19 protein-coding genes are annotated in these 25,592 nt (G+C 40.7%); 11 read left to right on the top strand and 8 right to left on the bottom strand.

The annotated features are described in order from the left end of the window. Positions 1-123 precede the first annotated feature (123 nt). Positions 124-2,073 (top strand): bifunctional 2',3'-cyclic-nucleotide 2'-phosphodiesterase/3'-nucleotidase, encoded by a 1,950-nt coding sequence (locus tag ACPEH5_RS06705; RefSeq protein WP_042846963.1) that lies wholly within the window; start codon positions 124-126, stop codon positions 2,071-2,073. A gap of 204 nt (positions 2,074-2,277) precedes the next feature. Here ACPEH5_RS06705 and ACPEH5_RS06700 read toward each other — a convergent pair whose 3' ends face one another. The 4 genes from ACPEH5_RS06700 to sbcD form a co-directional block, all read right to left on the bottom strand. Then, positions 2,278-2,577 carry a hypothetical protein gene (locus ACPEH5_RS06700; RefSeq protein ID WP_048608407.1) on the bottom strand — a complete coding sequence of 100 codons (300 nt, stop codon included), beginning with the start codon at positions 2,575-2,577 and terminating at the stop codon, positions 2,278-2,280. A 429-nt stretch (positions 2,578-3,006) separates the two neighbouring features. Further along, on the bottom strand, positions 3,007-3,606 hold the full coding sequence (locus tag ACPEH5_RS06695) for a nitroreductase family protein (RefSeq protein WP_042846961.1): 600 nt from the start codon (positions 3,604-3,606) through the stop codon (positions 3,007-3,009). Between the two features lie 606 nt (positions 3,607-4,212). Further along, positions 4,213-7,896: an SbcC/MukB-like Walker B domain-containing protein gene (locus ACPEH5_RS06690; protein ID WP_206227198.1), complete on the bottom strand. Its 3,684-nt coding sequence runs from the start codon at positions 7,894-7,896 to the stop codon at positions 4,213-4,215. A gap of 11 nt (positions 7,897-7,907) precedes the next feature. Next, positions 7,908-9,113 (bottom strand): exonuclease subunit SbcD, encoded by a 1,206-nt coding sequence (gene sbcD / locus ACPEH5_RS06685; protein ID WP_048608403.1) that lies wholly within the window; start codon positions 9,111-9,113, stop codon positions 7,908-7,910. A gap of 248 nt (positions 9,114-9,361) precedes the next feature. Between sbcD and phoB the strand changes: the two genes are divergently transcribed. From phoB to brnQ, 3 genes are all read left to right on the top strand, one after another. Further along, complete coding sequence (phoB, locus tag ACPEH5_RS06680) at positions 9,362-10,051, top strand: phosphate regulon transcriptional regulator PhoB (RefSeq protein WP_042846958.1); 690 nt, start codon at positions 9,362-9,364, stop codon at positions 10,049-10,051. A 23-nt stretch (positions 10,052-10,074) separates the two neighbouring features. Continuing rightward, a complete protein-coding gene (gene phoR / locus ACPEH5_RS06675; RefSeq protein WP_281110694.1) occupies positions 10,075-11,385 on the top strand; it encodes a phosphate regulon sensor histidine kinase PhoR in 1,311 nt (436 codons plus the stop codon). Between the two features lie 491 nt (positions 11,386-11,876). After that, complete coding sequence (brnQ, locus tag ACPEH5_RS06670; protein WP_048608400.1) at positions 11,877-13,202, top strand: branched-chain amino acid transport system II carrier protein; 1,326 nt, start codon at positions 11,877-11,879, stop codon at positions 13,200-13,202. Between the two features lie 115 nt (positions 13,203-13,317). On the opposite strand, the gene ggt is transcribed toward brnQ, so the two are convergent. From ggt to ACPEH5_RS06650, 4 genes are all read right to left on the bottom strand, one after another. Further along, positions 13,318-15,084 carry a gamma-glutamyltransferase gene (gene ggt, locus ACPEH5_RS06665; RefSeq protein WP_071547704.1) on the bottom strand — a complete coding sequence of 589 codons (1,767 nt, stop codon included), beginning with the start codon at positions 15,082-15,084 and terminating at the stop codon, positions 13,318-13,320. A 210-nt stretch (positions 15,085-15,294) separates the two neighbouring features. Then, on the bottom strand, positions 15,295-15,915 hold the full coding sequence (locus ACPEH5_RS06660) for a hypothetical protein (protein ID WP_042846954.1): 621 nt from the start codon (positions 15,913-15,915) through the stop codon (positions 15,295-15,297). A gap of 270 nt (positions 15,916-16,185) precedes the next feature. Continuing rightward, entirely contained in the window at positions 16,186-16,788 is a 603-nt protein-coding gene (locus tag ACPEH5_RS06655; protein WP_042846953.1) for a peroxiredoxin C, read from the bottom strand. Positions 16,789-17,011: 223 nt separating this feature from the next. After that, on the bottom strand, positions 17,012-17,620 hold the full coding sequence (locus tag ACPEH5_RS06650) for an ACP phosphodiesterase (RefSeq protein ID WP_042846952.1): 609 nt from the start codon (positions 17,618-17,620) through the stop codon (positions 17,012-17,014). 484 nt (positions 17,621-18,104) lie between these two features. Here ACPEH5_RS06650 and queA point away from each other — a divergent pair, with 484 nt between their 5' ends. From queA to ribD, 7 genes are all read left to right on the top strand, one after another. After that, a complete protein-coding gene (gene queA / locus ACPEH5_RS06645; RefSeq protein WP_042846951.1) occupies positions 18,105-19,175 on the top strand; it encodes a tRNA preQ1(34) S-adenosylmethionine ribosyltransferase-isomerase QueA in 1,071 nt (356 codons plus the stop codon). A gap of 88 nt (positions 19,176-19,263) precedes the next feature. After that, a complete protein-coding gene (gene tgt / locus ACPEH5_RS06640; protein WP_042846950.1) occupies positions 19,264-20,391 on the top strand; it encodes a tRNA guanosine(34) transglycosylase Tgt in 1,128 nt (375 codons plus the stop codon). Between the two features lie 151 nt (positions 20,392-20,542). Beyond that, complete coding sequence (gene yajC / locus ACPEH5_RS06635; RefSeq protein WP_004905542.1) at positions 20,543-20,875, top strand: preprotein translocase subunit YajC; 333 nt, start codon at positions 20,543-20,545, stop codon at positions 20,873-20,875. A 26-nt stretch (positions 20,876-20,901) separates the two neighbouring features. Beyond that, positions 20,902-22,749, top strand: a complete 1,848-nt coding sequence (gene secD, locus ACPEH5_RS06630) for a protein translocase subunit SecD (protein WP_071547706.1) — start codon at positions 20,902-20,904, stop codon at positions 22,747-22,749. Between the two features lie 10 nt (positions 22,750-22,759). Then, a complete protein-coding gene (gene secF, locus ACPEH5_RS06625; protein ID WP_042846948.1) occupies positions 22,760-23,728 on the top strand; it encodes a protein translocase subunit SecF in 969 nt (322 codons plus the stop codon). 239 nt (positions 23,729-23,967) lie between these two features. After that, positions 23,968-24,417 (top strand): transcriptional regulator NrdR, encoded by a 450-nt coding sequence (gene nrdR / locus ACPEH5_RS06620; RefSeq protein WP_042846947.1) that lies wholly within the window; start codon positions 23,968-23,970, stop codon positions 24,415-24,417. A gap of 5 nt (positions 24,418-24,422) precedes the next feature. Then, positions 24,423-25,538: a bifunctional diaminohydroxyphosphoribosylaminopyrimidine deaminase/5-amino-6-(5-phosphoribosylamino)uracil reductase RibD gene (gene ribD / locus ACPEH5_RS06615; RefSeq protein ID WP_281110693.1), complete on the top strand. Its 1,116-nt coding sequence runs from the start codon at positions 24,423-24,425 to the stop codon at positions 25,536-25,538. Positions 25,539-25,592 lie beyond the last annotated feature (54 nt).

The following is a 25,592-nucleotide window of genomic DNA, read 5'->3' as shown; positions in this document are numbered from 1 at the left end:
GATGCTATGCACATAGTGTGAATTTTTAACGCTATTTTTGTTTGTTAATTGTTCAATAGCGCGGGATGAAAATACAAATTTGAGAGGCGATTTTCTCTCAGTAATGGCAACGAAGGGGATTACATGAATAAAGTATTGAAGCTTTCAACGCTTGCTATGCTAGTCGCATTTAATGCGAATGCCGCAACGGTTGATTTACGAGTGATGGAAACATCAGATGTTCACAGTAACTTGATTGATTTTGATTATTATAGAGACAAGCCAACCGAACAGTTTGGATATGTACGTACGGCAACACTGATTAATGCCGCAAAAAAAGAAGCAACAAACTCTGTATTAGTCGATAACGGAGACTTAATCCAAGGTAGTCCACTGGCTGACTATATTGTTGGCGAAGGTTTAAAAGAGGGTGAGTCGCATCCGGCACATAAACTATTAAATACGATGGGTTACACAGTAGGTAATTTTGGTAACCACGAATTCAACTTTGGATTAGATTTCCTGCATAAAGCAATTAAAGGTGCTAAATTCCCATACATCAATGCGAATATTATTGATGCAAAAACAGGTGAAAATTACTTTAACCCATACATTATTGTTGATACACCTGTTAAAGATAGGGATGGTAAAACACACACCATCAAAATTGGTTACATCGGCTTTGTACCACCACAAATTCTAATTTGGGATAAGCCAAATCTAGAAGGTAAGGTTTTAGTGAATGATATCACTGAAACTGCGAAAAAATTTGTTCCTCAAATGAAAAAAGAGGGAGCCGATTTAGTCGTTGCTATTCCTCACTCAGGCTTCTCTCAAGAGCCTTATAAAGCAATGGCTGAAAACTCAGTGTATTACCTCAGTGAAGTTCCAGGTATCGATGCCATCATGTTTGGCCATTCACACGGTGTATTCCCAAGCAAAGACTTTAGCGATATTAAAGGTGTTGACGTTACAAAAGGTACAGTCAATGGTGTACCTGCGGTAATGCCAGGTCAATGGGGCGATCATTTAGGTGTCGTTGATTTAGTCGTAAATAATGATGATGGCGGTTGGAAAGTTGTCGATGCGACAGCTCACGCGCGCCCTGTTTATGATAAGCCTAATAAGAAAGCCCTTGTTGAGCGAGATGAATCTCTCGCTAAAATTATCGATAAAGAACACCAAGATACGCGTAAATTTGTTGGTAAACACATCGGTAAAGCATCTGAAAATATGTACAGCTATTTAGCGTTGGTTCAAAGTGACCCAACTGTACAAATTGTTAACGATGCCCAAGTTGATTACACCAAAAACTTTATTCAGGGTGACCCAGACCTTGCTGATTTACCTGTTTTAGCAGCTGCTGCACCATTTAAAGCGGGTGGACGTAAAAATTCTCCAACTGAGTTTATTGAAGTTGAAAAAGGGGATTTAACCTTCCGTAATGCGGCAGATTTATATTTATATCCGAACACACTTGTTGTTGTTAAAGCAACTGGTGCAGATGTTGTGGAATGGTTAGAATGTTCTGCGGGGATGTTTAATCAAATTGACCCACAATCAACAGCACCACAAAGCTTACTAAATTGGAATGGTTTCAGAACTTATAATTTTGATACTATCAGCGGTGTAAATTACCAAATCGACCTGACGCAGCCTGCAAAATATGATGTTGATTGCCAAACGATTAATAAAGATGCTAACCGAATCAAAAATGTAACCTATCAAGGTAAACCAATTGATCCTAAAGCAACTTTCTTAGTAGCAACGAATAACTATCGTGGCTACGGCGGTAAATTTGCGGGAACAGGTGAGAATAATATTGCATTTGCTTCCCCTGATGAAAACCGTTCTATTTTAGCTGCATATATCGCTAAAGAGTCTAAAGATAAAGGGCAAATCGCTACCAAGGCGGCTAATAATTGGTCATTTACACCAATTAAAACAGACAAAAAGCTGGATGTACGCTTTGAAACTGCGCCAAGTGAAAAAGCAGCAAACTTTATCAAAGAAAATGCTCAGTACCCAATGAAACAGGTTGGTACTGATGAGATTGGCTTTGCTATTTACCAAGTTGATTTAACAGCTAAGTAATTATTCAAGTAGTTATCTGAGTTTAAGCCTACCGTTTGGTGGGCTTTTTTATATTTATAAATTGGTTAATATAGAGATAATATGCTTGAAGTGTTGCTAGATAAAATGAGTCTTACGAAAATGTTATTTTGGATAAATAATGCTCGGAATATTATGACTGTATTTAAATTAAATATTCCGAGCTATTTTAATATTAAAAGTAAATTATTCATAAAAAACATTCAACATCGGTAGTTTTGTATTTTTGTCATATTCGACTTTAACATAATCAGACTCTACAGTTTTGCCTCCACGTAAAGAACCTGTTATTGATATATCTTTTCCTTTTCGATAACACTTAATATTGACTTGCTCTTTACTTTCCATATTTATAGAGCATTGAGGTTCATAGACATAGCCTGTAAATGTAATTGCACCTCCTGAATAATTATTACTAGCATAGGTGAAAGAAAAACTTGAAAGGATTATAGCAATAGCAGATGTTAGCAAAGATAAACATTTCATAGTCCACCCCCCTTAATAACACAAGCCACTATTATTAGTGCTTTTGTGTTCTTATTTCAGTGTAGTTCAAATATCGGCAATGCAAAATAAAAAATGAGAATATATTGAATGTTTTTTTATTGAATTTTATATGTAATTGATAATTATGTGTTTTTGTATTTCATTCTAATTGGGGGTTAAAAGGCAATGAAAGATGAAGGAGGAGAGTAGAATTGAAAATGTATCTTTTAGTTAAATGTTATTAATAGTTTTTCAATAATCATTGATAAATCTAGTTAGTTTGGATTAAGTTGCCATTTAATATTTTTGATACATTTAGAATTATTAGGTATCCCTGATGATGACGAAAATGTATTAAATTAAATTAGATTGAAAAATAACCTTCCCACAAAAATATGCAGTAGGAAGGTTATTTGAAAGTTTTGTATATTATTTGAAAACTTTAAAACGCACTTCATCAGCCATAAAGTCTTTATCACCAGCCGGCGCATTAATTGAGCCAAAAACAAGTTGTGCACGTAATATCCAGTTAGCTGGCACATTCCACGTTTTTTGCACATCATTATCAATTAACGGGTTGTAGTGTTGTAATGAAGCACCAATATTTTCTTGTGATAATGCCGTCCATACTGCAAATTGTGCTATACCGCTAGCTTGTTCAGACCAAATGGGGAAATTATCTGCATATAATGGGAATTGTTCTTGTAAACCAGTCACAATATCTTGATCTTCGAAGAAAAGAACCGACCCCGCACCAGCAGCAAAACTATCAATTTTTTGTTCTGTTGCAGCAAAAGCCTGTTCAGGAACAATTTTACGTAATGCTTCTTTAGTTATGTTCCATAATTTTTTATGTTCCGCACCAAATAAAATCACAACACGTGAAGTTTGGGAGTTAAAGGATGATGGAGAATGTTTTACTGCTTCTTTAATCAATTTTGTAACATGCTCTTCAGACACCGGCAAAGCATCGCCAAGGTTATAAATAGTACGGCGATTTTTAATCATTTCGATAAATGCATTAGACATTTTGGTCTCCTAGCTTTTCATTAGCGCACGGCATTATTATGGAATAAATTTAAGAAGCCGTAGTTTGTTTCAATGGTTATTACTATAACGGGCTAGAGATAAAATCATAGAAAAAAAATTTAACGATAAGGTTCAAAATTTTGATTTAAGTTTTAAATGTTATTATTTTCAATAATATCAATTGATTAGTTGTTATTTTTGTTGGTCGTAGGAATATTATGGAATATAAACAGGAAAAATAAATTAAATTGAAAGAAAAAAATTGAGAGAGTAGAAAGACCATCAATAATATATAAGTTCAAAAGAAAAACCCAATGGGGTGGCGTAAGACCCCACTAGGTAAAGTGATAAATAATTAAGCTCAATCTAGCTAGTTAAGGCCTTTGGTCATTTAAAATTTTGAGCCACCAAAGTTATCATTGATATATTTTTTGACTCATTCAGTGTGGTACAGTTTTGTTGGTTTAGCAAATTTAAGGTCAGCTTATTGCTCGTTGTTACAACCAATAAGCTGATACTATGGTTAATTGTTTTGTCATGCTCTCTCTGTATGGCTTAGCCTAGGATTTCAACAAATTAAGTGTGTACTCACTATCATAAAGGCAGTCAATTTACCCGGTACTGTGCAGGGAGTTCGCTAAAGCCAAGCCCATTGGCCTTTTTTACTGCAATTTGAACGGGAATGCGTTCTTTCATTGCTTCAATATGGCTAATTACACCGATGGTTTTACCAGATGCGTTTAAACTTTCTAATGCATCAAGAGCAATATCTAAGGTTTCAGCATCTAAAGTGCCAAAGCCTTCATCTAAAAAGAGTGATTCTAATTGTGTGCGGTTACTCACCATGTCCGATAACGCTAGTGCTAACGCTAAACTGACTAAGAAACTTTCCCCTCCAGATAAGGTTTTAATATCCCTCACGGTATCAGCTTGCCAGCCATCGATGACTTGCAACTCAAGGTTAGACTGATGATTCCGCTGTAATAAATAGCGGCCATGTAGTTTATCAAGTTGTTGATTAGCAAGAGACACTAAACAGTCTAAAGTCAACCCTTGTGCATAACGACGGAATTTATCCCCTTCGGCGGAACCAATCAGCCCACTTAAGTAGCTCCAATCATCATAGCTTAATTGGCTTTTTTCTATTTCCTGTAGCAAACCTTGCTGCTGCTGGCGTAGTTGCTTGTCCATCCCTAACTGGTTAATAATTTGGCCTTGTTCTTGGTTTAACTGTTTAATTTCTTCATCAAGAGCAATAATAGTGGTGTGTATTTGCTCTTCAGGGATATCAGAAAAACCCGTAATCACTTGTTGCTTTAGCGCTTCTATCGCGAGTTGGCATTCTTTATGGCGTGTTTGATTTTGTAAAAGGTTTTTATTGACGCGTTGCTTTAATTCTTCTAACAGTTGTTTTTCCTCTGAGGTTAATAAAGCATCGAGGAATTTTTGTTGGCTGCTAAATGGGCTGTTCTCCAGCGCTTGTGTGAATTGCGACTCAGCCTGATCCCGCGCTGTGGTGGTCTTACGGGTTATTTCAATTAATTCTTGGTAACTTCCATTCATTACAGAAATTGCATTATCAATCTCATTGAGTTGCTTATGCAGTGCTTCCTGTGCTTGGGAAAGCATTTCCTGTTTTGTATTCAATCGCTGAATATATTGACTCACAGGGAGCCCTGAAAGGTGTGTTTTTCGCAAAGTAGATTTCTGTTCTAAATCGATTTCAATGCGTTTTAATTGATGTTTATCGTTATCGAGCTGTTGGTTAAGCTTGTTTAGCTGGTTGGACTCTGATTGTAATGTCGCATTACTAACATCAATTTGTTGGCTGAGTGTTTGTGCCAACATTTTTTGAGTATTAAAAAACTCACCCCGTTGAGTGACTTCAGTTAGCCATGTATCAAATGTTTCGCTTTCCGGTAAGTTGAGGTCAAAAGGAGCTAATGCTAATTGTAGTTGACCTATTTGTTCGCGTTCGCGCTGTTGTATCTGGCATTGTTCTTTTTGGGTTTCATCAAATAACTGTGTTTGGTATTTCAGGCGTTCCTCGATTAATAATTGGTCAGCCTGTAATTGGTTAAAACTGGCTTGTAGTTCATGTTGCTGGTGTTTTGCTTGTTGGTATTCGTGTTCCAACGTCGCAAAATCGGCAACGATTTTTTGTTGGGAGGCCAGTTGGCAAGTCAACTCATCAATTAATTTGGTTACGGATTGTTCGTTCTGAGCAAGTTTTGGTGTAAGTGCTTGCTCACATGTTTTTTGCCAATGGTGAGTAAGTTCTTCTAATTGCGTTTTAACTTTCTGCTGTTGCTGTATGTTTTCGCTTTGGCGTTGGTTTTGTGTTGCTAATAATGATACCAGCCCAGCATGGTGTTGTTTGAGGTTATCCAGTTTTTCGGTTAACTCGTTCAACTGACTTTGTGTTTCGCTCAGATGAATAGATTTATATTTATCGACTGCTGGGTGTTCAGTTGCTCCACATAATGGGCAAGGTTCACCGGCGATAAGGTGTTGGCGTTCATTTTCTAAACTGACAATTTTCCGCTCTAGCTGCAACTTTTCATTTGTTAGTTTAATGAGTGGGGTTAACTCATTAATTTTTACCTTGGTTATATCTAGCTCTTTTTCAGATTGAGCGAGAGCTTGTGCTATTTCAGCTTGCTGTAGGTGGTGTTGCTGGAACTGTGCCTGAGTTGCGAGGTATTGGGATAACATTAATGGCAGCAACTTAGCGTGTTGTAGGCGGTTCTGTATTTGCTCAATGCGTTGAGTGTTAACCTTAATGTCTTGTTCTTGTTTGCTATTTTTGTAGCGTTCTTCTAATTGACGAAATACCGCCGTGTGTTGTTCTAGTTCGGCACGTTTTTGGGTTAGTTGTTGTGAGTGCTGTTGGTTGTTTTTTTGTAATTGCTGAGTTTCATGTGCGAGCGTTTGTTGTTTTTGAGTTAAATTAGCCCGTTTGTCGGCTAATTCAAAGACAAACTGGCTCTGTTGTTTCCAACTACCTATTTGCGTATGAATGTCGGCATCTTTATGTTTTTCTTCTAAAAATATATGCAACTGCGCTAATTCTTGGGTTGCGCTTTGAATATGATTTTGCGCTTCAATGACTTGTTGTTGCTTCAGCGTAAAAGAAGCCTGCTGCTCTGTTATTTGTTTAGTAAATTCAACCTGTTGCTGCTTTAATTGCGCAATTTGATTGTCAAGTGGGCGAACAATTTCCTCAATGAGTTGGTGCTGTTGTTTCGTGAAATTAATATGTTGTTGATAATCATTTTGGGCTTGTATTAATTTTTGTTGAACAGGGGTTCGTTCACCTTGTTTTATCGTTAAGGCATTATGCAGACGAGTTTGTTTCTCCATTTGTTCAGTGAGTAGTTGCTGTTGGCGCTCGATATCTTGCCATAAGGGGCGAAGAAGCTCTGCTGGGCTATTGTCAGCTAATTTTTTCAATTGGGGTTGTGCATTCTCTAGCGCCAACTCTGCATTTTTTAATTCGCTGTCTAATGATTGCATTCGTTGAGTGAGCTGATGGAATTGCTTCCACCAATTAATGGCTTGCTGGTGGTGGTCACGCTTTTGTTTGAGTTGCGTTTCTTGTTGTAATAGCCCTGTTTGTTTTTCTAGCAGTGATTGATGTTCAGATTCGCTAAGTAAATTAATAGCTTGAGCTTTAGCTTTCAGTAGGTCTAAATCAATTTTGGCTTGCTTATGTTGATTAAAAATATATATCGAGATTTGGCTATAGATTTCAGTGCCAGTAATTTCTTCGAGTAAGTCGGCTCGTTCTTTTTCAGATGCGTTTAAAAAGGCGGCAAAATCCCCTTGGGAGAGCAATATAGATTTAGTAAAGCGTTCATAATCTAGGCCTGTAATTTGGGCGATTAAATCTTTTATTTCAGTTATTTTTACTGTCAGTATTTGGTTGTCAGCAACGGTAGCGAGTTCTGCTTTTGGTTGTTGTAGATTCCCATCGGGTTTGCCTCCTGCCCGCCGTTGGCTCCAAAAGGCACGATAAGCTTTGCCTTTTACCTCAAACTCGACCTCTGTTAGGCACTCTCCAGTATGACGGGTCATTAGCTCATTTTGTGAGTTAGAAATGGTCTTTAAGCGAGGAGTTCGGTGGTATAAAGCTAAGCAAATTGCATCAAGTAGGGTGGTTTTACCTGCACCTGTAGCGCCGGTGATCGCAAATAACCCATTGCTAGCAAAAGGCTCTTGGGTAAAGTCGATTTTCCATTCACCTTTGAGGGAGTTAATATTTTTTAGGCGTAAACTTAAAATTTTCATATTGCTCCTTGCTACTCTTGGCGTAATGCGTCGTAAGATTGTTTAAATAGTTGGATAAGACGCTGCTCACGTTCAGGGTCGTCTAATTCCCCTTCAGCCAGACGACGTAAGAAAACGTCCTCGACACTGAGTTCACTCAGAGTTTCATTAGCTAAAGTGGTTGATTGCCCTTGTCGTAGTTTACGAGCGCGACGTAGCAAAACAATTTCAACGGGTAGGTTGTGTGTTAGAGATTCAATACGTTGTTGAATATCAGCAAGGTAATCTTGGGAAGCGACCTCGATATCTAGCCAAACGGGCTTATCGCCTTGGTAATTTCCCCATGCTTCGAGTTGTTTTTCTATGTCTTTTAATGACCCTTTAATGCTTTGCAGTGGTTGAATAATAGGGATTTCTAGTTGTGTGATTTGAGTGAGTTTAGCGCCATTGAATTCGACCAAACAAATACTTTTTTGCTGGGATGTCTCATCAAAACTTAGTGCGATGGGGGAACCACAGTAACGAATATGTTGGTTCCCGCCAATAACCTGAGGGCGGTGAATATGCCCAAGAGCGATATAATCTGCGGGGGGGAATGCCCCAGATGGGAAAGCATCTAAAGTACCGATATAAATATCACGAACAGAATCCGTTAAAGCGGCACCGACAACGGTTAGGTGCCCTGTTGCGATAATAGGAAGATCTAACCCCATTGTTGTACGCTGTTCAAGGGCTAGTTGATAACTGACTTGGTAATGGTTATGGATCGCTGTTTGCAATGATTGTTGTTTTTCTTCAATACTTTGCCCCGCAATACTTAGTTGAATATCGCGTGGTCGCAGAAATGGAATTGCACACACTAAAGCGGCTGGCTGTGACTGTTTATCGCACAAGGTAATAACATTGGGTTCACTACTTGAAGTTATAACGTGAGTATTAAGATAGCTAAGCAATGCGCTAGACTCATTGAGCACAGAGACGGAATCGTGGTTGCCACTTAATATCACTAATTGGCACCCTGTTTTTTGCAAATTAACAATAAACTTATTGTATAACTCACGTGCATAGCTTGGTGGTGAGCCTGTATCAAAAATATCGCCAGCAACAATGATGGCATCAACTTGGTATAATTCGACTTGTTCAACGAGCCAATTTAAGAAGTGTTGGTGCTCAGGCGCACGGCTTTTGGTAAAAAAGTACTGACCAAGGTGCCAGTCAGAAGTATGAATAATGCGCATGAGTAATCAGTTCCTATCATCATTAAGAGCTATGAATATTCTACAAATCAGTATACCTGATCCCGCTAATTCATAGGGGAAAGTCAATTAATTTCTCATCTATTGCGGAAATATTTCACTTAGATGACATTTAACCGCTAAAATATAGAGGAATGTGTACTATATAGATTGATATTCATAATTCTGTCATAAAAGTGACGCATAATGCGTTCACATTAAAAATGTCTTCTTAGTTTACAGGAACAATCATGGCAAGACGCATTCTAGTTGTTGAAGATGAAGCGCCCATCCGAGAAATGGTTTGTTTTGTGTTAGAACAGAATGGTTTTCAGCCTATTGAAGCTGATGATTATGACAGTGCCATCGCTCAGATGGTCGACCCTTTACCTGATTTAGTATTACTTGATTGGATGATCCCCGGTGGTTCTGGTATCCAAGTGATTAAACACATGAAGCGTGATAGCGCCACGCGTGATGTTCCAGTCATGATGTTGACGGCTCGGGGAGAAGAGGAAGATCGCGTAAAGGGTTTAGAAGTTGGCGCTGATGACTATTTGATTAAGCCGTTTTCCCCAAAAGAATTAATTGCCCGAGTGAAGGCGATTTTACGTCGCATTTCACCAATGGCAACAGAAGATATTATTGAAATGAATGGGTTAACGCTAGATCCAACTTCCCATCGTGTGACCAGTAATGAGACGCCTATTGATATGGGGCCGACAGAGTATAAGCTCTTACATTTCTTTATGACCCACCCGGAGCGTGTATATAGCCGTGAACAGTTATTGAATTATGTCTGGGGGGCTAATGTGTATGTGGAAGATAGAACTGTAGATGTGCATATTCGGCGTTTGCGAAAAGCGTTGGAAATTGGTGGGCATGATAAAATGGTTCAAACTGTGCGCGGTACAGGTTATCGTTTCTCGGTTCGTTATTGAAAACTACCTAAAGAGAGGCATGCGTGCTTGAACGCTTATCCATTAACCAGCTGATTTTAGGGCTGTTTTTATTTATCTTACCAGCACTGATATTATCAGTTTTTATTGGCCACTTACCTTGGCTATTGGTGATATCACTGCTGGCCGCGCTAGTTTGGCATGGGTATAATTTATTAAAACTTTCCTATTGGCTCTGGTTAGATAAAAGTATGCTGCCACCGGAAGGGCGTGGAGGTTGGGAGCCTATCTTTTACGGTATCTACCAGATGCAGCAACGTAACCGTAAGCGCCGTCGTGAATTAGGCCAATTAATTAAACGTTTTCGAAGTGGTGCTGAATCCTTACCTGATGCGGTAGTCATGATGACAACCGAAGGGACGATTTTTTGGTGTAATCGTCACGCCCAAGCTTTACTGGGTTTTCGCTGGCCAGAAGATAATGGTCAACATATTTTTAATTTGTTGCGTTACCCTGATTTTAGCCGTTATTTTTCCATTAAAAATTACGAGCAAGCGCTAACTATTGAGCTTAATAGTGGTGAGATTGTTGAGTTTCGTATCTTACCTTATACCGAAGGGCAGTTATTGATGGTGGCACGAGATGTCACAGAAAAACGCCGTTTGGAAAAGGCTCGTAGGGATTTTTTTGCGAATGTAAGCCATGAATTACGTACTCCTCTTACCGTTATTCAGGGTTATCTTGAAGTGATGGATGACCAAGAAGGGGTACCTGCGGTTAATAAAAAAGCCTTGCATGTTATGCAAGAGCAAACGCAGCGGATGGATAATTTAGTTAAGCAACTGTTGCAGTTATCCCGTATTGAAATTGCCCCACAAATCAACCTTGATGAACAAGTTAATATCCCGTTGATTCTCAAAATGATTGAGCAAGAAGCCCTGAGTTTAAGTCAGGGGCGTCATCAGTTTGTGTTTAATATTGATGAAAAACTGCGGGTTCATGGCAATGAAGAGCAGTTACGTAGCGCGGTTGCAAACTTAGTGTATAACGCAATAAGTCATACACCGGAAGGGTCAAAGATTTGGGTTGATTGGCAAAGAAATTATAGTGGTGCACGTTTTAGCGTGAGGGACAATGGTCCAGGTATCCCTGCAGAACATATTCCACGCCTCACTGAGCGGTTTTATCGGGTAGATAAAGCGCGTTCACGGCAAGGTGGCGGTGGGACAGGTCTTGGGTTAGCTATCGTCAAACATGCGGTTCAACATCATAGTAGCCAATTAGTGGTGACTAGCCAGATTGGTAAAGGGAGTGAATTTTCATTTACTTTACCAACGGTGTTAATTGTTGATGATAAAAACCTTAAAAAGTCATAAATAACTCCACTTTATTAATAGAATCAAAATATTAATAAAGTGGATTCTTTTTATTAATCGATTGATTAATTCTATTAATTCATTTTTTTTATATTTTATCCCACCAACTGTTCATTTTGAAAAAATATATCCTGAAAATTATCGAAATATGGGGGGGACAAAATGATGGGTTGTTTATTTTTCGAGCAAATCATATAACGGGGATTGTGATTTTACTGAAAGGAATCACTGGTTCTGAAAATTAGTTTAGTGATTTACTCTTGTTTTCACGTTTGCTATTGCCTTTTTGCCCTATAAAAGTTCTACTTGTTGTCAGTTATTGGCGAATTTTTCTGTTTATTAATTTTTCATTTTGTCAAATGCAAAAGAACATACCTTTTTGTATTGTTAATAGTATGTTTCTCAGAATTCTATCTCGCTATATATATTTCAAAGGGTTGCTAAGTGTAAACCCATAACTTTCTATTTTCGTCACTAAAAATTAACATAATATGGCTCATCGTTTATCATCTAGAGATATCATCGCATTAGGTTTTATGACCTTTGCGTTATTTGTTGGGGCTGGGAATATTATCTTCCCGCCTATGGTTGGTTTGCAGGCAGGGGAACAAGTTTGGACGGCAGCACTTGGGTTTCTTGTTACAGGTGTCGGTCTACCCGTTTTAACCGTTATTGCCCTTGCTAAAGTGGGTGGGGGGATTGAAGCTCTTAGTACCCCAGTGGGGAAAACGGCAGGGTTACTACTCGCGGTTATTGCTTATCTATCTGTCGGCCCTCTTTTCGCTACACCAAGAACGGCAACAGTGTCCTATAAAGTCGGTATCGCACCATTATTTGGTGGTGAATCTGACATGTTGTTACTGATCTACAGCCTAGTGTACTTTGTCTTAGTTATTGGTATTTCACTGTATCCGGGTAAATTACTAGATAGCGTAGGGCACATCTTGGCCCCTGTAAAAATGCTTGCTTTAGCTATTTTAGGCGTGGCTGCGGTAATGTGGCCTGCAGGCGACCCAATCCCTTCAACGGTAGATTACCGTGAAATGGCTTTCTCCAATGGTTTCATTAATGGTTATTTGACCATGGATACTCTTGGTGCCATGGTATTTGGTATTGTCATTGTTAATGCCGCCCGCTCAAGGGGGATTGAAAACTCTTCGTTATTGACGCGTTATACGATGTGGGCAGGTTTAATTGCTGGGGTATTATTAACGCTGGTTTATTTATCCTTATTTAAACTGGGCGAAAATAGCGGTTCTTTAATCCCTAACCCAGCAGATGGTGCAGATATTCTGCATACATATGTACAATACACTTTCGGTAACTATGGCAGTTTCTTCTTAGCCGTATTAATTTTTGTGGCGTGTATGGTTACTGCGGTTGGTTTAACCTGTGCATGTGCAGAATTTTTTAGCCGCTATGTATCTATTTCTTATCGTAAATTAGTTTTAATCCTAGGGGTTTTCTCCATGGTGATATCAAACCTTGGTTTAAGTAAACTAATTGCGTTTTCATACCCCGTGTTGGTCTCTATTTATCCACCATGTATTGTTTTGATTTTATTGAGTTTTACTCTGAAGTGGTGGAAGAATCCGACCGTGGTTATTGCCCCAACCATGTTAGTTAGTTTTGTTGTTGGTTTAATTGGCGCAGTTAAAGCCTCTGATCACTTAAAAGTGTATATCCCTGAGTGGATGACAGCAATGCCACTGTATAAGCAAGATTTAGTATGGGTATTGCCAACAATTGTTGTGTTAGTGGTTGCAATTTTGTGTGATAAATTTGTGTCACCGGCGGCGCAACATAAACAAGCGTAATCTAATTCACATCTGATTTTTATCTAATAAGACAAAGAGGAAAATACATTTTATCCTTCTTTGTTCGCAAGTTTAAATGCCCCCGTCATTATGGCGGGGGCATTTTTTTCAGGTATTAGTCAACCCCAACGGCACTCCCAGCAGGGCGTCGGACATCGTTAGAGCCATAAATAAAGCCTTCACGTACTTTTCCTGAAACAGCAGAATCATTGCCTGATGATTTGGCACTGACGCCAGCCCCTTCTGGAATGGCGACCATAATCAGCTCAGCTGCGCCCCAAGGGGTTTGTTCAACCATCTTGTAACCCATTTTATCAAGCAGGGCTAAGCTATCTTTAGACACACCTCTTTGCTCATAATACACTTCATCTGGTAACCATTGATGATGGACTCTCGGTGCATTAACAGCTTCTTGTGGTGGCATACCGTGGTCAATAATATTTAATGCTGTTTGTAAGGTGATAGAAATAATTCTTGAGCCACCAGGCGAGCCTAATACTAAGAATACCTTGCCATCTTTGGTCACAATGGTTGGGCTCATTGAGGACAGGGGGCGTTTACCCGGAGCAATAGAATTGCGCTCACCTTGTACTAAACCATATAGATTTTTTTCTCCCACTTTAGTCGTAAAATCATCCATTTCATCGTTTAGAAAGAAGCCTGTCCCCGGTGGGATCACGACAGAACCAAAGCGACCATTGATAGTATAAGTAGTTGAAACTGCGTTACCTTTTTCATCAACGATAGAATAGTGCGTCGTCTCTGGTTTTTCGTGTGGTCCCATACCCGGTTGAACTTGAGTTGATGGTGTTGCTTGGTTAGGTTTTATTTCCTTACGTAATTCTTCCGCGTAAGTTTTACTCAGTAGTTTTTCTGTTGGGTTATCTACAAATTCAGGGTCACCAAGGAAGGTATTTCTATCCATATAAGCATGGCGCATAGCTTCAGTTAGCGTATGGATATAATCCGCAGAATTAAAGCCCATTTCTTTGAGGTCATAGCCTTCTAAAATATTGAGGGTTTGGCAAATGGTAACGCCTCCAGAACTTGGGGGTGGCGCCGAAATGAATTTATAACCTCTATAGGTACAGCTAATAGGGGTTGTATCTGTGATGGTATAATCTGCAAAGTCTTTTGCCGTCAAAATACCACCATTTTTCTTTGAGGCTTCTTCGATAATTTTGGGGATTTCTCCCTCATAGAAGGCGGAAGGCCCATTTTTAGCAATTTTTTCTAGGGTATTGGCTAAATCACTTTGCACTAATAAATCGCCTGGTTGATAAGGGCTACCATTAGGTTTTAAGAAGATACGTGCGACTTCTGGGTCTTGTTTAAAACGCTCAGTGGTTGTGTCTAACACATCGGTATCTGCACGGGTTAGTACAAAACCTTCTCTAGCTAATTTGATAGCAGGCTCCATCACCTGTTGACGGCTCATTGTGCCATATTTTTCTAAGGCGTAGTCTAAGCCTTTGACCGTTCCCGGTACACCGGAGGCTAGGTAGCCATACAGGCTGGCATCTTTGATTAACTTACCCTCTTTATCGAGATACATATCAGCACTTGCTGCGGCAGGAGCGGTTTCTCTAAAGTTGATAAATAAATCTTTTCCATCTGCCAAATGAATGGTCATAAAGCCGCCGCCGCCAATATTACCACAGCATGGGTTCACAACCGCTTGGGCATAACCGACAGCAACAGCTGCATCTATCGCATTACCACCAGATTTGAGGATATCCGCACCAATCTGCGAGGCTAAATGTTGGGATGAAACAACCATGCCTTTCTTGGCTTCAACGGCAGGTTCTGATGCGGCAAAGAGTTGAGTTGAAAATAATAAGGAAAGTAATAAAGCAGCAGGGCGTAATGATGTTCTGATCATTAGTATCTCCCAGTTAAGGTAAGGTTTGATGTAACACAAATTAATAATATGAATGATTTGTTAATTATTTGTGTTTTTAATGTATAGCATACAATAGTGCGGAATGTTGAATATTTGAGTTAATAAGTGTTAACTTGGTAGGGTTATTTATGAATAAGCAGGGATTAAATATGGATAGGAAAAGGGCTCAAAAAGAGCCCGTAAAGTATATTATTTTTTGTTAAACAACGACATGTGGACCCAGCCATTATTGGTTAAAATGAGAGGGCTTTGTTGTGCACGCTCAGCATGTGTTTGTGCTGATTGAATTTGCGGGTAAGCCGCCATCACTTTTTCATTTTTAGCCCATGGAGCCACATCTTCCAGTTTTTGGGTATAGTTGGCTATAGAGATTTTCTGCCCACCGCGTTCAGCGGGTTCAGTAAAGTTTGTGACTTCATTGACGACTAATTTGCCAGTGCAAAAGCTACCGCGTCCCGAAAATTGAGATTGTTTTTCGTCGTAGAATTTCTCACCTTCACTAGTCAGCGTATATTCAACCCCTTCGCCAGTATGTTCCCCACTCCACATGTCTTTCATGGTGACTTGTTTTTCAGCTTTAGCTAGCAAGCCCGCATCAACTAAGGTATCGAGTTGTTCAATATTACGAGCGCTAAATTTCGTGATAAAGCCTGCTGGCATTTGACCGACATTGATGCAAATAACTTTTCTAGTATCAAGGTAGTCTTGGATGGATTTTTTGAAGTTACTTTCAGATGCGGTTTGGCTGTTGTCACAGCCAGCAAGCAATGCACTGATAATAGCCACTGAGGCTGCGAGTTTTAAGTTCATTTTCCTATACCTAGTTTTCGTTATTTTTATTTAAATTAAAGATGCGATAGTTTAATTGGAGCATCTAAAAATGATGAATTTGTAACTAAATGTCGCTAAATGTAACCATATTATAAATGGAGTAGGGTTTACAGTAAGAATGAGGGGGAAAAGTGAGGTTTTGGCGTGATTTGGGAACTTTCTGACGTAATGATATGTAGCGAATAATGGGGATTTTAGGCAAATAAAAAAGCGGGCATCTGCCCGCTTTTTAAAAACTCATATCACTGATTACAGTTTGGTAGAGTTTTTAGTCAGGTAATCAGCAACGCCTTTCGGAGATGCATTCATGCCTTCTTTACCTTTTTCCCACTGAGCTGGGCATACATCACCGTGCTCTTCGTGGAATTGTAAAGCGTCAACCATACGGATCATTTCATCGATGTTACGGCCTAATGGTAGGTCGTTAACTACTTGGTGGCGAACAATACCGTTTTTATCGACGAGGAAAGAACCACGCAGTGCAACACCTGCATCCGGGTGTTCGATGCCGTATGCTTTAATGATTTCACGTTTGATATCAGCAACCATCGGATATTTAACTTCACCGATACCACCGTTATCTACAGGGGTTTTACGCCATGCGTTATGAACAAACTCAGAGTCAAAAGAAACACCAACCACTTCAACACCACGTTTTTTGAATTCTTCGTAGCGGTGGTCAAATGCGATCAGCTCTGAAGGGCAAACGAAAGTAAAGTCCATTGGCCAGAAGAAGATGACAGCTGGACGACCGTTCAGGTGGTTTTTCAGGTTGAAGTTATCAACAATTTCACCGTTACCTAAAACAGCAGCAGCAGTAAAGTCAGGGGCTTGACGTGTTACCAGAACCATAATTTACTCCTATGAGTTTGAATTAAAGGTTTTTTGCCCTTATCCATTTTTAATCTAAACGGATATTTAGGACATAGACTTCCAAAAGAATAAGGAATTATCTTTTGATAATAAAGGCATTTAAACCAATTATTGTGATAGGTTTTACCTATCAATCATAATACTTTATGAAATTAATATCAATAAGATAGTTTTATTCCATTAAAGTGCAAGCTTTAATTTATTACTTTGTATTAATTGTGACATCTTGTACAAAAAAATGTTGCAGCGCGTTTGCCATCATTTGTGGGTAGAATTGGAAGAAAATATTTTCAAGCTGATTATATTGCAATAAAAAATCATCAAATGAACCACTTAGCGCCCCCAGTTTTGGCCGCCTTCTGGCCATACCATTGAGTGATTTGCCTATATAGTTTTTATCTGCATAACGAATTAGCCAGTGTTGTGGCCACAAGTATTCATTTAACTCTTGGAATTTTTCAGGAGTATGACACAGTTGAGGTTCAATTGTTTTTCGGCAATAGCGCACAAAATCTACTAGTGGCAGAGTCGGTTCAAGAGTTGACCAATGTAGCGATAAAAAATGATCCCAGACTAAATCTAATGTAATAGGGGCAACACGGCGGTACTCATCACGAAATAGGCCTTTCGCTTCTTTGACTAGCGGGTGAGTGTCGGTGACCCTATCGACGGTTCGGTGCATAAATATACCCGCGACAATTTCAGGTGAGTATCGCCCAGTAGGGTTACCGCGGACGTAGTCAGCCATGATGTTACCCAATAGGGAACTATGGGCGATATGAGCGAGGTGTAGGTGTGCTAAATAATTCACTTTAAAATGTCCGTCGTCTTTCAAACCACTGGGGTGTTAGCTTTGTAAAGCCACCCGAATCACATACTCATGTATGCTCATCGGGATATCTTTACTTGCTGCCTACCTGTGATTCGAAACCCATAGGACATGTAGCGCAGCGTAGCTAACTTTTTGATTGCTCAAACTATAGCAGTAATTACGTTTAATTCGAAACTTACAGGGCATGACTTGAAAATGGAGTAAAAAACCTTCCTTAATTTGCAGCTTATAGGTATCAGTATTGAGAAACAAAAGAAAAAAGATTGAAATAAATTTGTCATGAAATCTTAGCAAAACAGAAATAATTCATTCTTTGAATGGATAAATAGTACGCAGAATTTTTTGCTAACAAAATATTTGTTAAATAATGGCGAATATTTATACTATTTTGCGCTTATTTCTTGCGCCAAAGGCGGTGCGGCACTAGACTAGTCGCCTGTTTTTTTAGATTGATGTCAATACAATGCGTGTTTCTGATTTTACTTTTCAATTACCTGAAGAACTGATTGCCCACTATCCACAGGCGGAACGTAGCGCTTGCCGCTTATTAAGTCTGGATGGAAGCTCGGGGCAGCTAACGCATGGTGTTTTTACAGATGTTCTAGAAAAATTGGAGAAAGGGGATTTACTGGTATTCAATAATACCCGCGTGATCCCAGCAAGGTTGTTTGGTCGCAAAGTCAGCGGCGGTAAAATTGAAGTTCTCATTGAGCGTATGTTAGATCAACACCGTGTATTGGCCCATGTTCGCGCATCAAAAGCACCGAAAGAGGGGGCTGAACTGTTGTTGGGTGAAGATGAAAGTGTCAAAGCCACGATGATGGCGCGTCACGGTGCCTTATTTGAACTGCGTTTTGATGATGAACGGGATGTTTTGAGCATTTTAAACCAAATTGGTCATATGCCATTACCCCCTTACATCGACCGGCCTGATGAAGAAGCGGATAAAGAGCTTTATCAAACTGTGTATAGTGAAAAACCGGGGGCTGTAGCAGCGCCAACGGCGGGTTTGCACTTTGACGAGCCTTTACTTGAAGCTTTGCGCCAAAAAGGCGTTGAAATGGCATTTGTTACCTTACATGTCGGCGCAGGTACTTTCCAACCTGTTCGTGTTGATACTATCGAAGATCACATTATGCACTCCGAATATGCGGAAGTGCCACAAGATGTGGTTGATGCGGTATTAGCCTGTAAGGCGCGTGGCAATCGCGTTGTTGCTGTAGGGACAACGTCTGTGCGCTCACTGGAAAGTGCGGCTAAAGCTAGCCAAGATGCCTTGATTGCTCCATTTTTTGATGATACCCAGATTTTTATTTATCCCGGGTATGAATATCAAGTGATAGACGCACTTATCACTAATTTCCACTTACCTGAATCAACATTAATTATGTTGGTTTCTGCGTTTGCGGGATATAAAAATACTATCAATGCGTACAAAGAGGCGGTTGAACAAAAGTATCGTTTCTTTAGTTACGGTGATGCTATGTTCATCACACCCAATGCGAATGCACCATTCGAAAAAATTGGGGAATAATCAGTTCGAGCGGTGGCGTTGGCTGCTAGCTTAGCAAATTAATATTATCGACAGCATCAGACTGTTTTTCTGATGCTTGGAGGCAAACGTGAAATATGAATTACAAACGACTAGCGGCAATGCACGTCGTGGTCGCTTAGTATTTGAGCGTGGTGTGGTAGAAACCCCCGCGTTTATGCCAGTAGGCACCTACGGTACTGTAAAAGGCATGACACCTGAAGAAGTAAAAGAAACGGGTGCTCAAATTCTTCTAGGGAATACTTTCCACCTGTGGCTGCGTCCAGGGCAAGAGGTCATGAAGCTCCATGGTGATCTTCATGATTTTATGCAATGGCAGGGGCCGATATTGACGGATTCAGGGGGGTTCCAAGTCTTTAGTCTTGGCGCAATGCGCAAAATTAAAGAGGAGGGCGTGCATTTTCGTAACCCAATAAATGGTGAGAAAATTTTCCTAAGCCCTGAAAAATCAATGGAAATTCAGTACGACCTCGGTTCAGATATTGTGATGATTTTTGACGAGTGTACGCCATATCCGGCAGATTGGGATTACGCAAAGACATCAATGGAAATGTCGTTACGTTGGGCTGCTCGTAGCCGCCAACGTTTTGACGAATTGAACAATAAAAATGCACTATTTGGCATTATCCAAGGCAGCGTTTACGAAGATTTACGAGATATTTCAGTTAAGGGGCTGGTGGAAATTGGCTTCGATGGGTACGCTGTAGGCGGCCTAGCTGTAGGCGAACCAAAAGAAGATATGCACCGCATCTTAGAGCATGTTTGCCCTCAAATTCCGGCAGATAAACCACGTTACTTAATGGGGGTGGGCAAACCGGAAGATTTAGTGGAAGGTGTTCGCCGTGGCATTGATATGTTTGATTGTGTGATGCCGACACGAAATGCACGTAATGGGCATTTATTTGTCACACATGGCGTGGTAAAAATTCGTAATGCTAAGTATAAATCAGATACATCGACACTGGATGCCGATTGTGACTGCTATACTTGTCGCCATTATAGCCGCGCTTATTTACATCACCTTGATAGGTGTAATGAAATTCTTGGTGCAAGGCTCAATACCATTCATAATTTACGTTATTATCAACGTTTGATGGCCGGTATTCGTCAAGCAATCGAAAATGGAAAATTTGAAGAGTTTGCGAAAGATTTCTACCAGAAGATTGGTAAACCCGAACCTTCATTAAATATCGAGTGAATTTAAGTGCGAAATGCTACTAATCTGTGTAGCATATCAATCTGATACTTACCATACTTTGAGGCGCATGCGCTTATTAGCTTTATGTAATTCGAAGTATTTATAGAGTATATTTTTAAATTGCTTTCAATAAAACAATGAGGAAAGTTGAATGAGTTTTTTTATTTCTGAAGCAGCAGCGTCAGCAGGTGCGCCAGCGCAAGGTAGCCCATATACTATGGTTATCATGCTTGTTGTTTTCGCTCTGATCTTCTATTTCATGATTTTGCGTCCACAGCAAAAACGTGCGAAAGAACACCGTAAATTGATGGAATCTATCACTAAAGGTGATGAAGTTTTAACAACTGGCGGTTTAATCGGGCGTGTGACTAAAGTATCTGAAACCGGTTATGTGGTTCTTGAACTGAGTGAGAACACAGAAGTAACCATCAAACGTGATTTCGTTGCTGCTGTTTTACCTAAAGGCACAATGAAAGCAATTTAATTCTGATTCTCCCGAAGGGAACTGCCGTGCTAAACCGTTATCCTTTGTGGAAGTATCTGATGTTGATCTGTGCGATCCTCATCGGTCTGCTTTATGCGCTTCCAAACCTATATGGTGAGGATCCGGCTGTTCAGATCACTGGCGTGCGGGGAACCGCCGCCAATGAACAAACGCTGATCCAAATCCAAAAATCGTTACAAGATGATAAAATTCAGAGCAAATCAATCTCTCTGGAAAATGGGGCAATTTTAGCCCGGTTCAACAACTCTGATGTTCAGTTACGTGCTCGTGAAGTGATCATGAATGCACTAGGTGATCAGTATGTTGTTGCATTAAACCTTGCACCTGCGACGCCTAAGTGGCTTGAAATGATCGGCGGTGAGCCGATGAAACTCGGCCTTGACTTGCGTGGTGGGGTTCACTTCCTGATGGAAGTTGATATGGACACTGCATTAGGTAAATTGCAGGAACAAAACATGGATGGTTTACGTAATGACCTGCGTCAAGAAGGCATTGCGTACTCTTCTATTCGTAAAGGCAATGATTATAGCGTTGAAGTCCGTTTCCGTAACGCAGATGATCGTAGCCAAGCAGAAAAAGCACTAGCACGTAAATATCCAGACTTAGTGTTTAGTGATGGTAGCGACAACACGATGATCGCTGTGATGACCGACGAGCGCTTACGTGAAGCTCGTAACTATGCGGTTTCTCAGAATATTACCATCATCCGCAACCGAGTAAACCAATTAGGGGTTGCTGAGCCACTTGTCCAACGTCAAGGTGCTGACCGTATTGTTGTTGAATTACCCGGAATTCAAGACACCGCTCGAGCAAAAGAGATTTTAGGTGCTACAGCAACATTAGAATTCCGTTTGGTGAATACCAGTGTTGATTCATCCGCTGCTGAACGTGGCCGTGTGCCAGGTGATTCAGAAGTGAAATATGACCGTGAAGGCATGCCTTATGTACTGTATAAGCGTGTTATCTTAACGGGGGATCATATTACGGATTCAACATCTGAAGCCGATGAAAATGGTGCACCACAAGTAAGCATCAGCCTTGATAGTTCTGGTGGTTCTATCATGTCCGATTTTACGCGTGATAACCAAGACAAACTGATGGCAACCCTGTTTGTTGAATACAAAGACAGTGGTAAAAAAGATGCAGCAGGCCGTTCAATTTTAGTGAAAGATGAAAAAGTCATCAACGCGGCACGTATTTCGGCTCGCTTTGGTAGCAAATTCCGTATCACAGGCATCAACAATGGTACAGAAGCTCGTCAACTTTCATTATTGTTACGTGCGGGGGCGTTGATTGCGCCAATCCAAATTGTCGAAGAGCGTACCATCGGCCCAACTTTGGGTATGCAAAATATCGAACAAGGCCTGAAAGCTTGTATCGCGGGTCTATTAGCATCAATTCTATTTATGATTATTTACTATCGTAAATTTGGCTTGATTGCCAGTAGTGCGCTGATGGCGAACTTGGTATTAATTGTTGGGGTTATGTCTCTGTTACCGGGGGCGACACTAACTATGCCAGGTATTGCTGGTATCGTCCTCACCCTTGCGGTTGCAGTCGATGCCAACGTTCTTATCAACGAACGTATCAAAGAAGAGCTGCGGAACGGAAGGTCTGTTCAACAAGCAATTCATGAAGGTTATAAAGGCGCCTTCTCAAGTATTACAGACGCTAACTTAACGACATTAATCACGGCTATTATTCTCTATGCAGTGGGTACAGGGTCGATTAAAGGCTTTGCGATTACGACAGCGATTGGTGTCGCAACCTCTATGTTTACAGCTATTGTTGGTACACGTGCAATCGTGAACCTGCTTTATGGTGGTAAACGTATTAACAAGCTGTCAATTTAAGGAGCACGTTGTGGCACAGGATTATTCTGTTGAACAATTGAACTATGGTCGTAAAGTCTATGACTTTATGCGCTGGGACAACGTTGCCTTTGGTATTTCTATCGTATTACTGATCGCTTCTTTTGTGATTATCGGCCTCAAAGGTTTTAACTGGGGGTTAGATTTCACTGGGGGGACAGTTATCGAGATCAACTTAAGTCAGCCTGCTGATTTGGATAAAATTCGAGACAGCTTGTCTAACTCGGCTCATAAAGATCCATTAATCCAGAACTTTGGTAGCAGCCGTGACATCATGATCCGTATCCCGCCAATCGAAGGCGCTGCGGGTCAAGAGGTTGGTAAAGAAATTATCACCATCATTAACCAGAGTGTAGATGATAAAGCGACGGTAAAACGCATTGAATTCGTTGGGCCGAGTGTCGGGGCCGAATTAGCGCAAACAGGGGCTTTAGCACTGTTAACTGCACTAATTTGTATCTTGGTATATGTCGGCTTTCGTTTTGAATGGCGATTAGCCGCGGGGGCTGTATTGTCTCTCGCTCATGACGTGGTGATCACATTAGGTATTTTGTCTCTGTTTCATATCGAAATAGATATGACAATCGTGGCATCACTGATGTCAGTAATTGGTTACTCACTGAACGACAGTATCGTTGTTTCTGACCGTATCCGTGAAAACTTCCGTAAAATTCGTCGTGGTACGCCGTACGAAATCATGAACGTCTCTTTAACACAAACATTGAGCCGTACCATCATGACATCGGCCACAACGTTGTTAGTGGTTCTGATGCTGTATCTGTTCGGTGGCACTATGCTGGAAGGCTTCTCATTGGTTATGTTAATCGGTGTAACCATCGGTACTATTTCATCTATCTATGTGGCTTCTGCATTAGCACTGAAGATGGGAATGAAACGCGAGCACTTGATGCAGGCGAAAGTCGAAAAAGAAGGTGCAGACCAAGAGTCATTACTGCCTTAATTTAAAACTGGCTAAGCCAATTAGCACTTCAAATCGTTGGTGCCGTGAGTTGGCTGCAAACGAGTGATATCTCGAGAAGCATAATAAACTATGTGACTAAGGATAGCGCAATGCAGCTAACAACACCCTCACAGCACGAAATATGAAGAGTTACGAGCACCCTAGGAGGCATCTTCTAGGGTGTTTTTTATTGCATAGTAGGGTAAACTATGTCTCCGTAAATAGATCCAGGAAACGTTATGCATTGTCCATTCTGCTCAGCTGTAGATACGAAAGTCATCGACTCGCGTCTGGTTGGTGAAGGCGCACAAGTCCGTAGGCGCCGCCAATGTTTGCTTTGTCATGAACGTTTCACGACCTTTGAGGTGGCTGAACTCGTGATGCCTCGGGTTATTAAAAGTGACGATGTACGCGAACCGTTTGATGAAGAAAAACTTAATCGCGGTATGCAAAAAGCGCTAGAAAAACGCCCCGTCAGCTCTGATGACATTGAACAAGCGATTATTTCAATTAAATCCCAGCTTCGTGCTACAGGAGAACGTGAAGTTCCTTCTAAACTTATTGGTAGCTTAGTCATGGATGAGTTAAAAAAACTCGATAAAGTCGCTTACATTCGTTTTGCTTCTGTTTACCGTAGTTTTGAAGATGTGCGTGAGTTTGGCGAAGAAATCGCTAAATTACAGGACTAACGCAAATGATAGAACAAGATGACATCTATATGGCTCGCGCTTTTGAGCTTGCACGAAAAGGGCGCTTTACAACATCACCGAACCCGAATGTTGGGTGTGTAATTGTACGTGACGGTGAAATTGTTGGTGAGGGTTACCACCAAAAAGCGGGTGAGCCTCATGCAGAAGTACATGCATTACGGATGGCCGGAGAAAAAGCTCAGGGGGCAACTGCCTATGTCACCCTTGAGCCATGCAGCCACCATGGTCGTACACCGCCTTGTGCGGAAGCATTAATTAATGCAGGGGTCAGTCGCGTTGTTGCTGCGATGCAAGACCCAAACCCACAAGTTGCTGGCCGTGGTTTGTATATGTTATCTCAGGCAGGGATTGAAACGCGTAGTAACGTGCTTTTAGACCAAGCTGAAGCTGCGAATCGTGGTTTCTTGAAACGTATGCGTACTGGTTTTCCTTATATCCAATTAAAGCTAGCAGCGTCATTGGATGGTAAAACAGCCCTTGAGTCAGGGGAAAGTAAGTGGATTACCAGTACTGCGGCTCGCAAAGATGTGCAGGCGTTTCGCGCACAAGCGAGCGCTATTTTATCCACTAGTAGTACGGTTATCGCCGATGACCCTTCTTTAACGGTTCGTTGGAACGAACTGCCAACGGACGTTCAGCAAATCTACCCAGAAGACCAATTACGTCAACCTATTCGCATTGTGCTGGATAACCATAATCGTGTCACCGCTAACCATAAAGTCACTCAATTAGCAGGTGAATGTTGGTTGGTGCGTTCTAATCCCGATATCGGCTGCTCATGGCAAGGGGATGTCGAGCAAATTAGCAACCCTGCACATGAAAATGGTACAGACCTCGTCATATTGATGATGCAACTTGCCAAACGGAATGTGAATAGTATTTGGGTAGAGGCAGGTGCAAAATTAGCAGGCTCATTGTTGAAACTAGGCTTAGTTGATGAATTAATTGTGTATATTGCCCCTAAATTACTTGGGAACAGTGCCCGAGGTTTGGTTGATTTACCTCCCCTCGATTCATTAATTGAAGCGCCAAAATTTGAATTTACTGATGTAGAAAAGGTCGGTGAAGACCTGCGCGTCAGGCTTCGTCCCGTATGGTAAGTGTGTTTTTTGAAAATCATACATACGGTACATGAAAGAATGTGATAAAATCCG

Origin of the sequence: Providencia sp. NPDC089933, assembly GCF_049545585.1 — a bacterium.
Taxonomy (GTDB): Bacteria; Pseudomonadota; Gammaproteobacteria; order Enterobacterales; family Enterobacteriaceae; genus Providencia; species Providencia huashanensis.
The sequence above is the reverse complement of the archived record's forward strand: the minus strand, read 5'-3'. Positions and strand labels throughout refer to the sequence as shown.

Excerpts from the sequence above, each read along its gene's own strand:
- ACPEH5_RS06705 (WP_042846963.1), top strand. The coding sequence starts at position 124 with ATGAATAAAGTATTGAAGCTTTCAACGCTTGCTATGCTAGTCGCATTT.
- ACPEH5_RS06700 (WP_048608407.1), bottom strand. The coding sequence starts at position 2,577 with ATGAAATGTTTATCTTTGCTAACATCTGCTATTGCTATAATCCTTTCA.
- ACPEH5_RS06695 (WP_042846961.1), bottom strand. The coding sequence starts at position 3,606 with ATGTCTAATGCATTTATCGAAATGATTAAAAATCGCCGTACTATTTAT.
- brnQ (WP_048608400.1), top strand. The coding sequence starts at position 11,877 with ATGGCTCATCGTTTATCATCTAGAGATATCATCGCATTAGGTTTTATG.
- ACPEH5_RS06660 (WP_042846954.1), bottom strand. The coding sequence starts at position 15,915 with ATGAACTTAAAACTCGCAGCCTCAGTGGCTATTATCAGTGCATTGCTT.
- nrdR (WP_042846947.1), top strand. The coding sequence starts at position 23,968 with ATGCATTGTCCATTCTGCTCAGCTGTAGATACGAAAGTCATCGACTCG.
- queA (WP_042846951.1), top strand. The coding sequence starts at position 18,105 with ATGCGTGTTTCTGATTTTACTTTTCAATTACCTGAAGAACTGATTGCC.
- sbcD (WP_048608403.1), bottom strand. The coding sequence starts at position 9,113 with ATGCGCATTATTCATACTTCTGACTGGCACCTTGGTCAGTACTTTTTT.
- yajC (WP_004905542.1), top strand. The coding sequence starts at position 20,543 with ATGAGTTTTTTTATTTCTGAAGCAGCAGCGTCAGCAGGTGCGCCAGCG.
- ACPEH5_RS06655 (WP_042846953.1), bottom strand. The coding sequence starts at position 16,788 with ATGGTTCTGGTAACACGTCAAGCCCCTGACTTTACTGCTGCTGCTGTT.
- ribD (WP_281110693.1), top strand. The coding sequence starts at position 24,423 with ATGATAGAACAAGATGACATCTATATGGCTCGCGCTTTTGAGCTTGCA.
- ggt (WP_071547704.1), bottom strand. The coding sequence starts at position 15,084 with ATGATCAGAACATCATTACGCCCTGCTGCTTTATTACTTTCCTTATTA.
- ACPEH5_RS06690 (WP_206227198.1), bottom strand. The coding sequence starts at position 7,896 with ATGAAAATTTTAAGTTTACGCCTAAAAAATATTAACTCCCTCAAAGGT.
- phoB (WP_042846958.1), top strand. The coding sequence starts at position 9,362 with ATGGCAAGACGCATTCTAGTTGTTGAAGATGAAGCGCCCATCCGAGAA.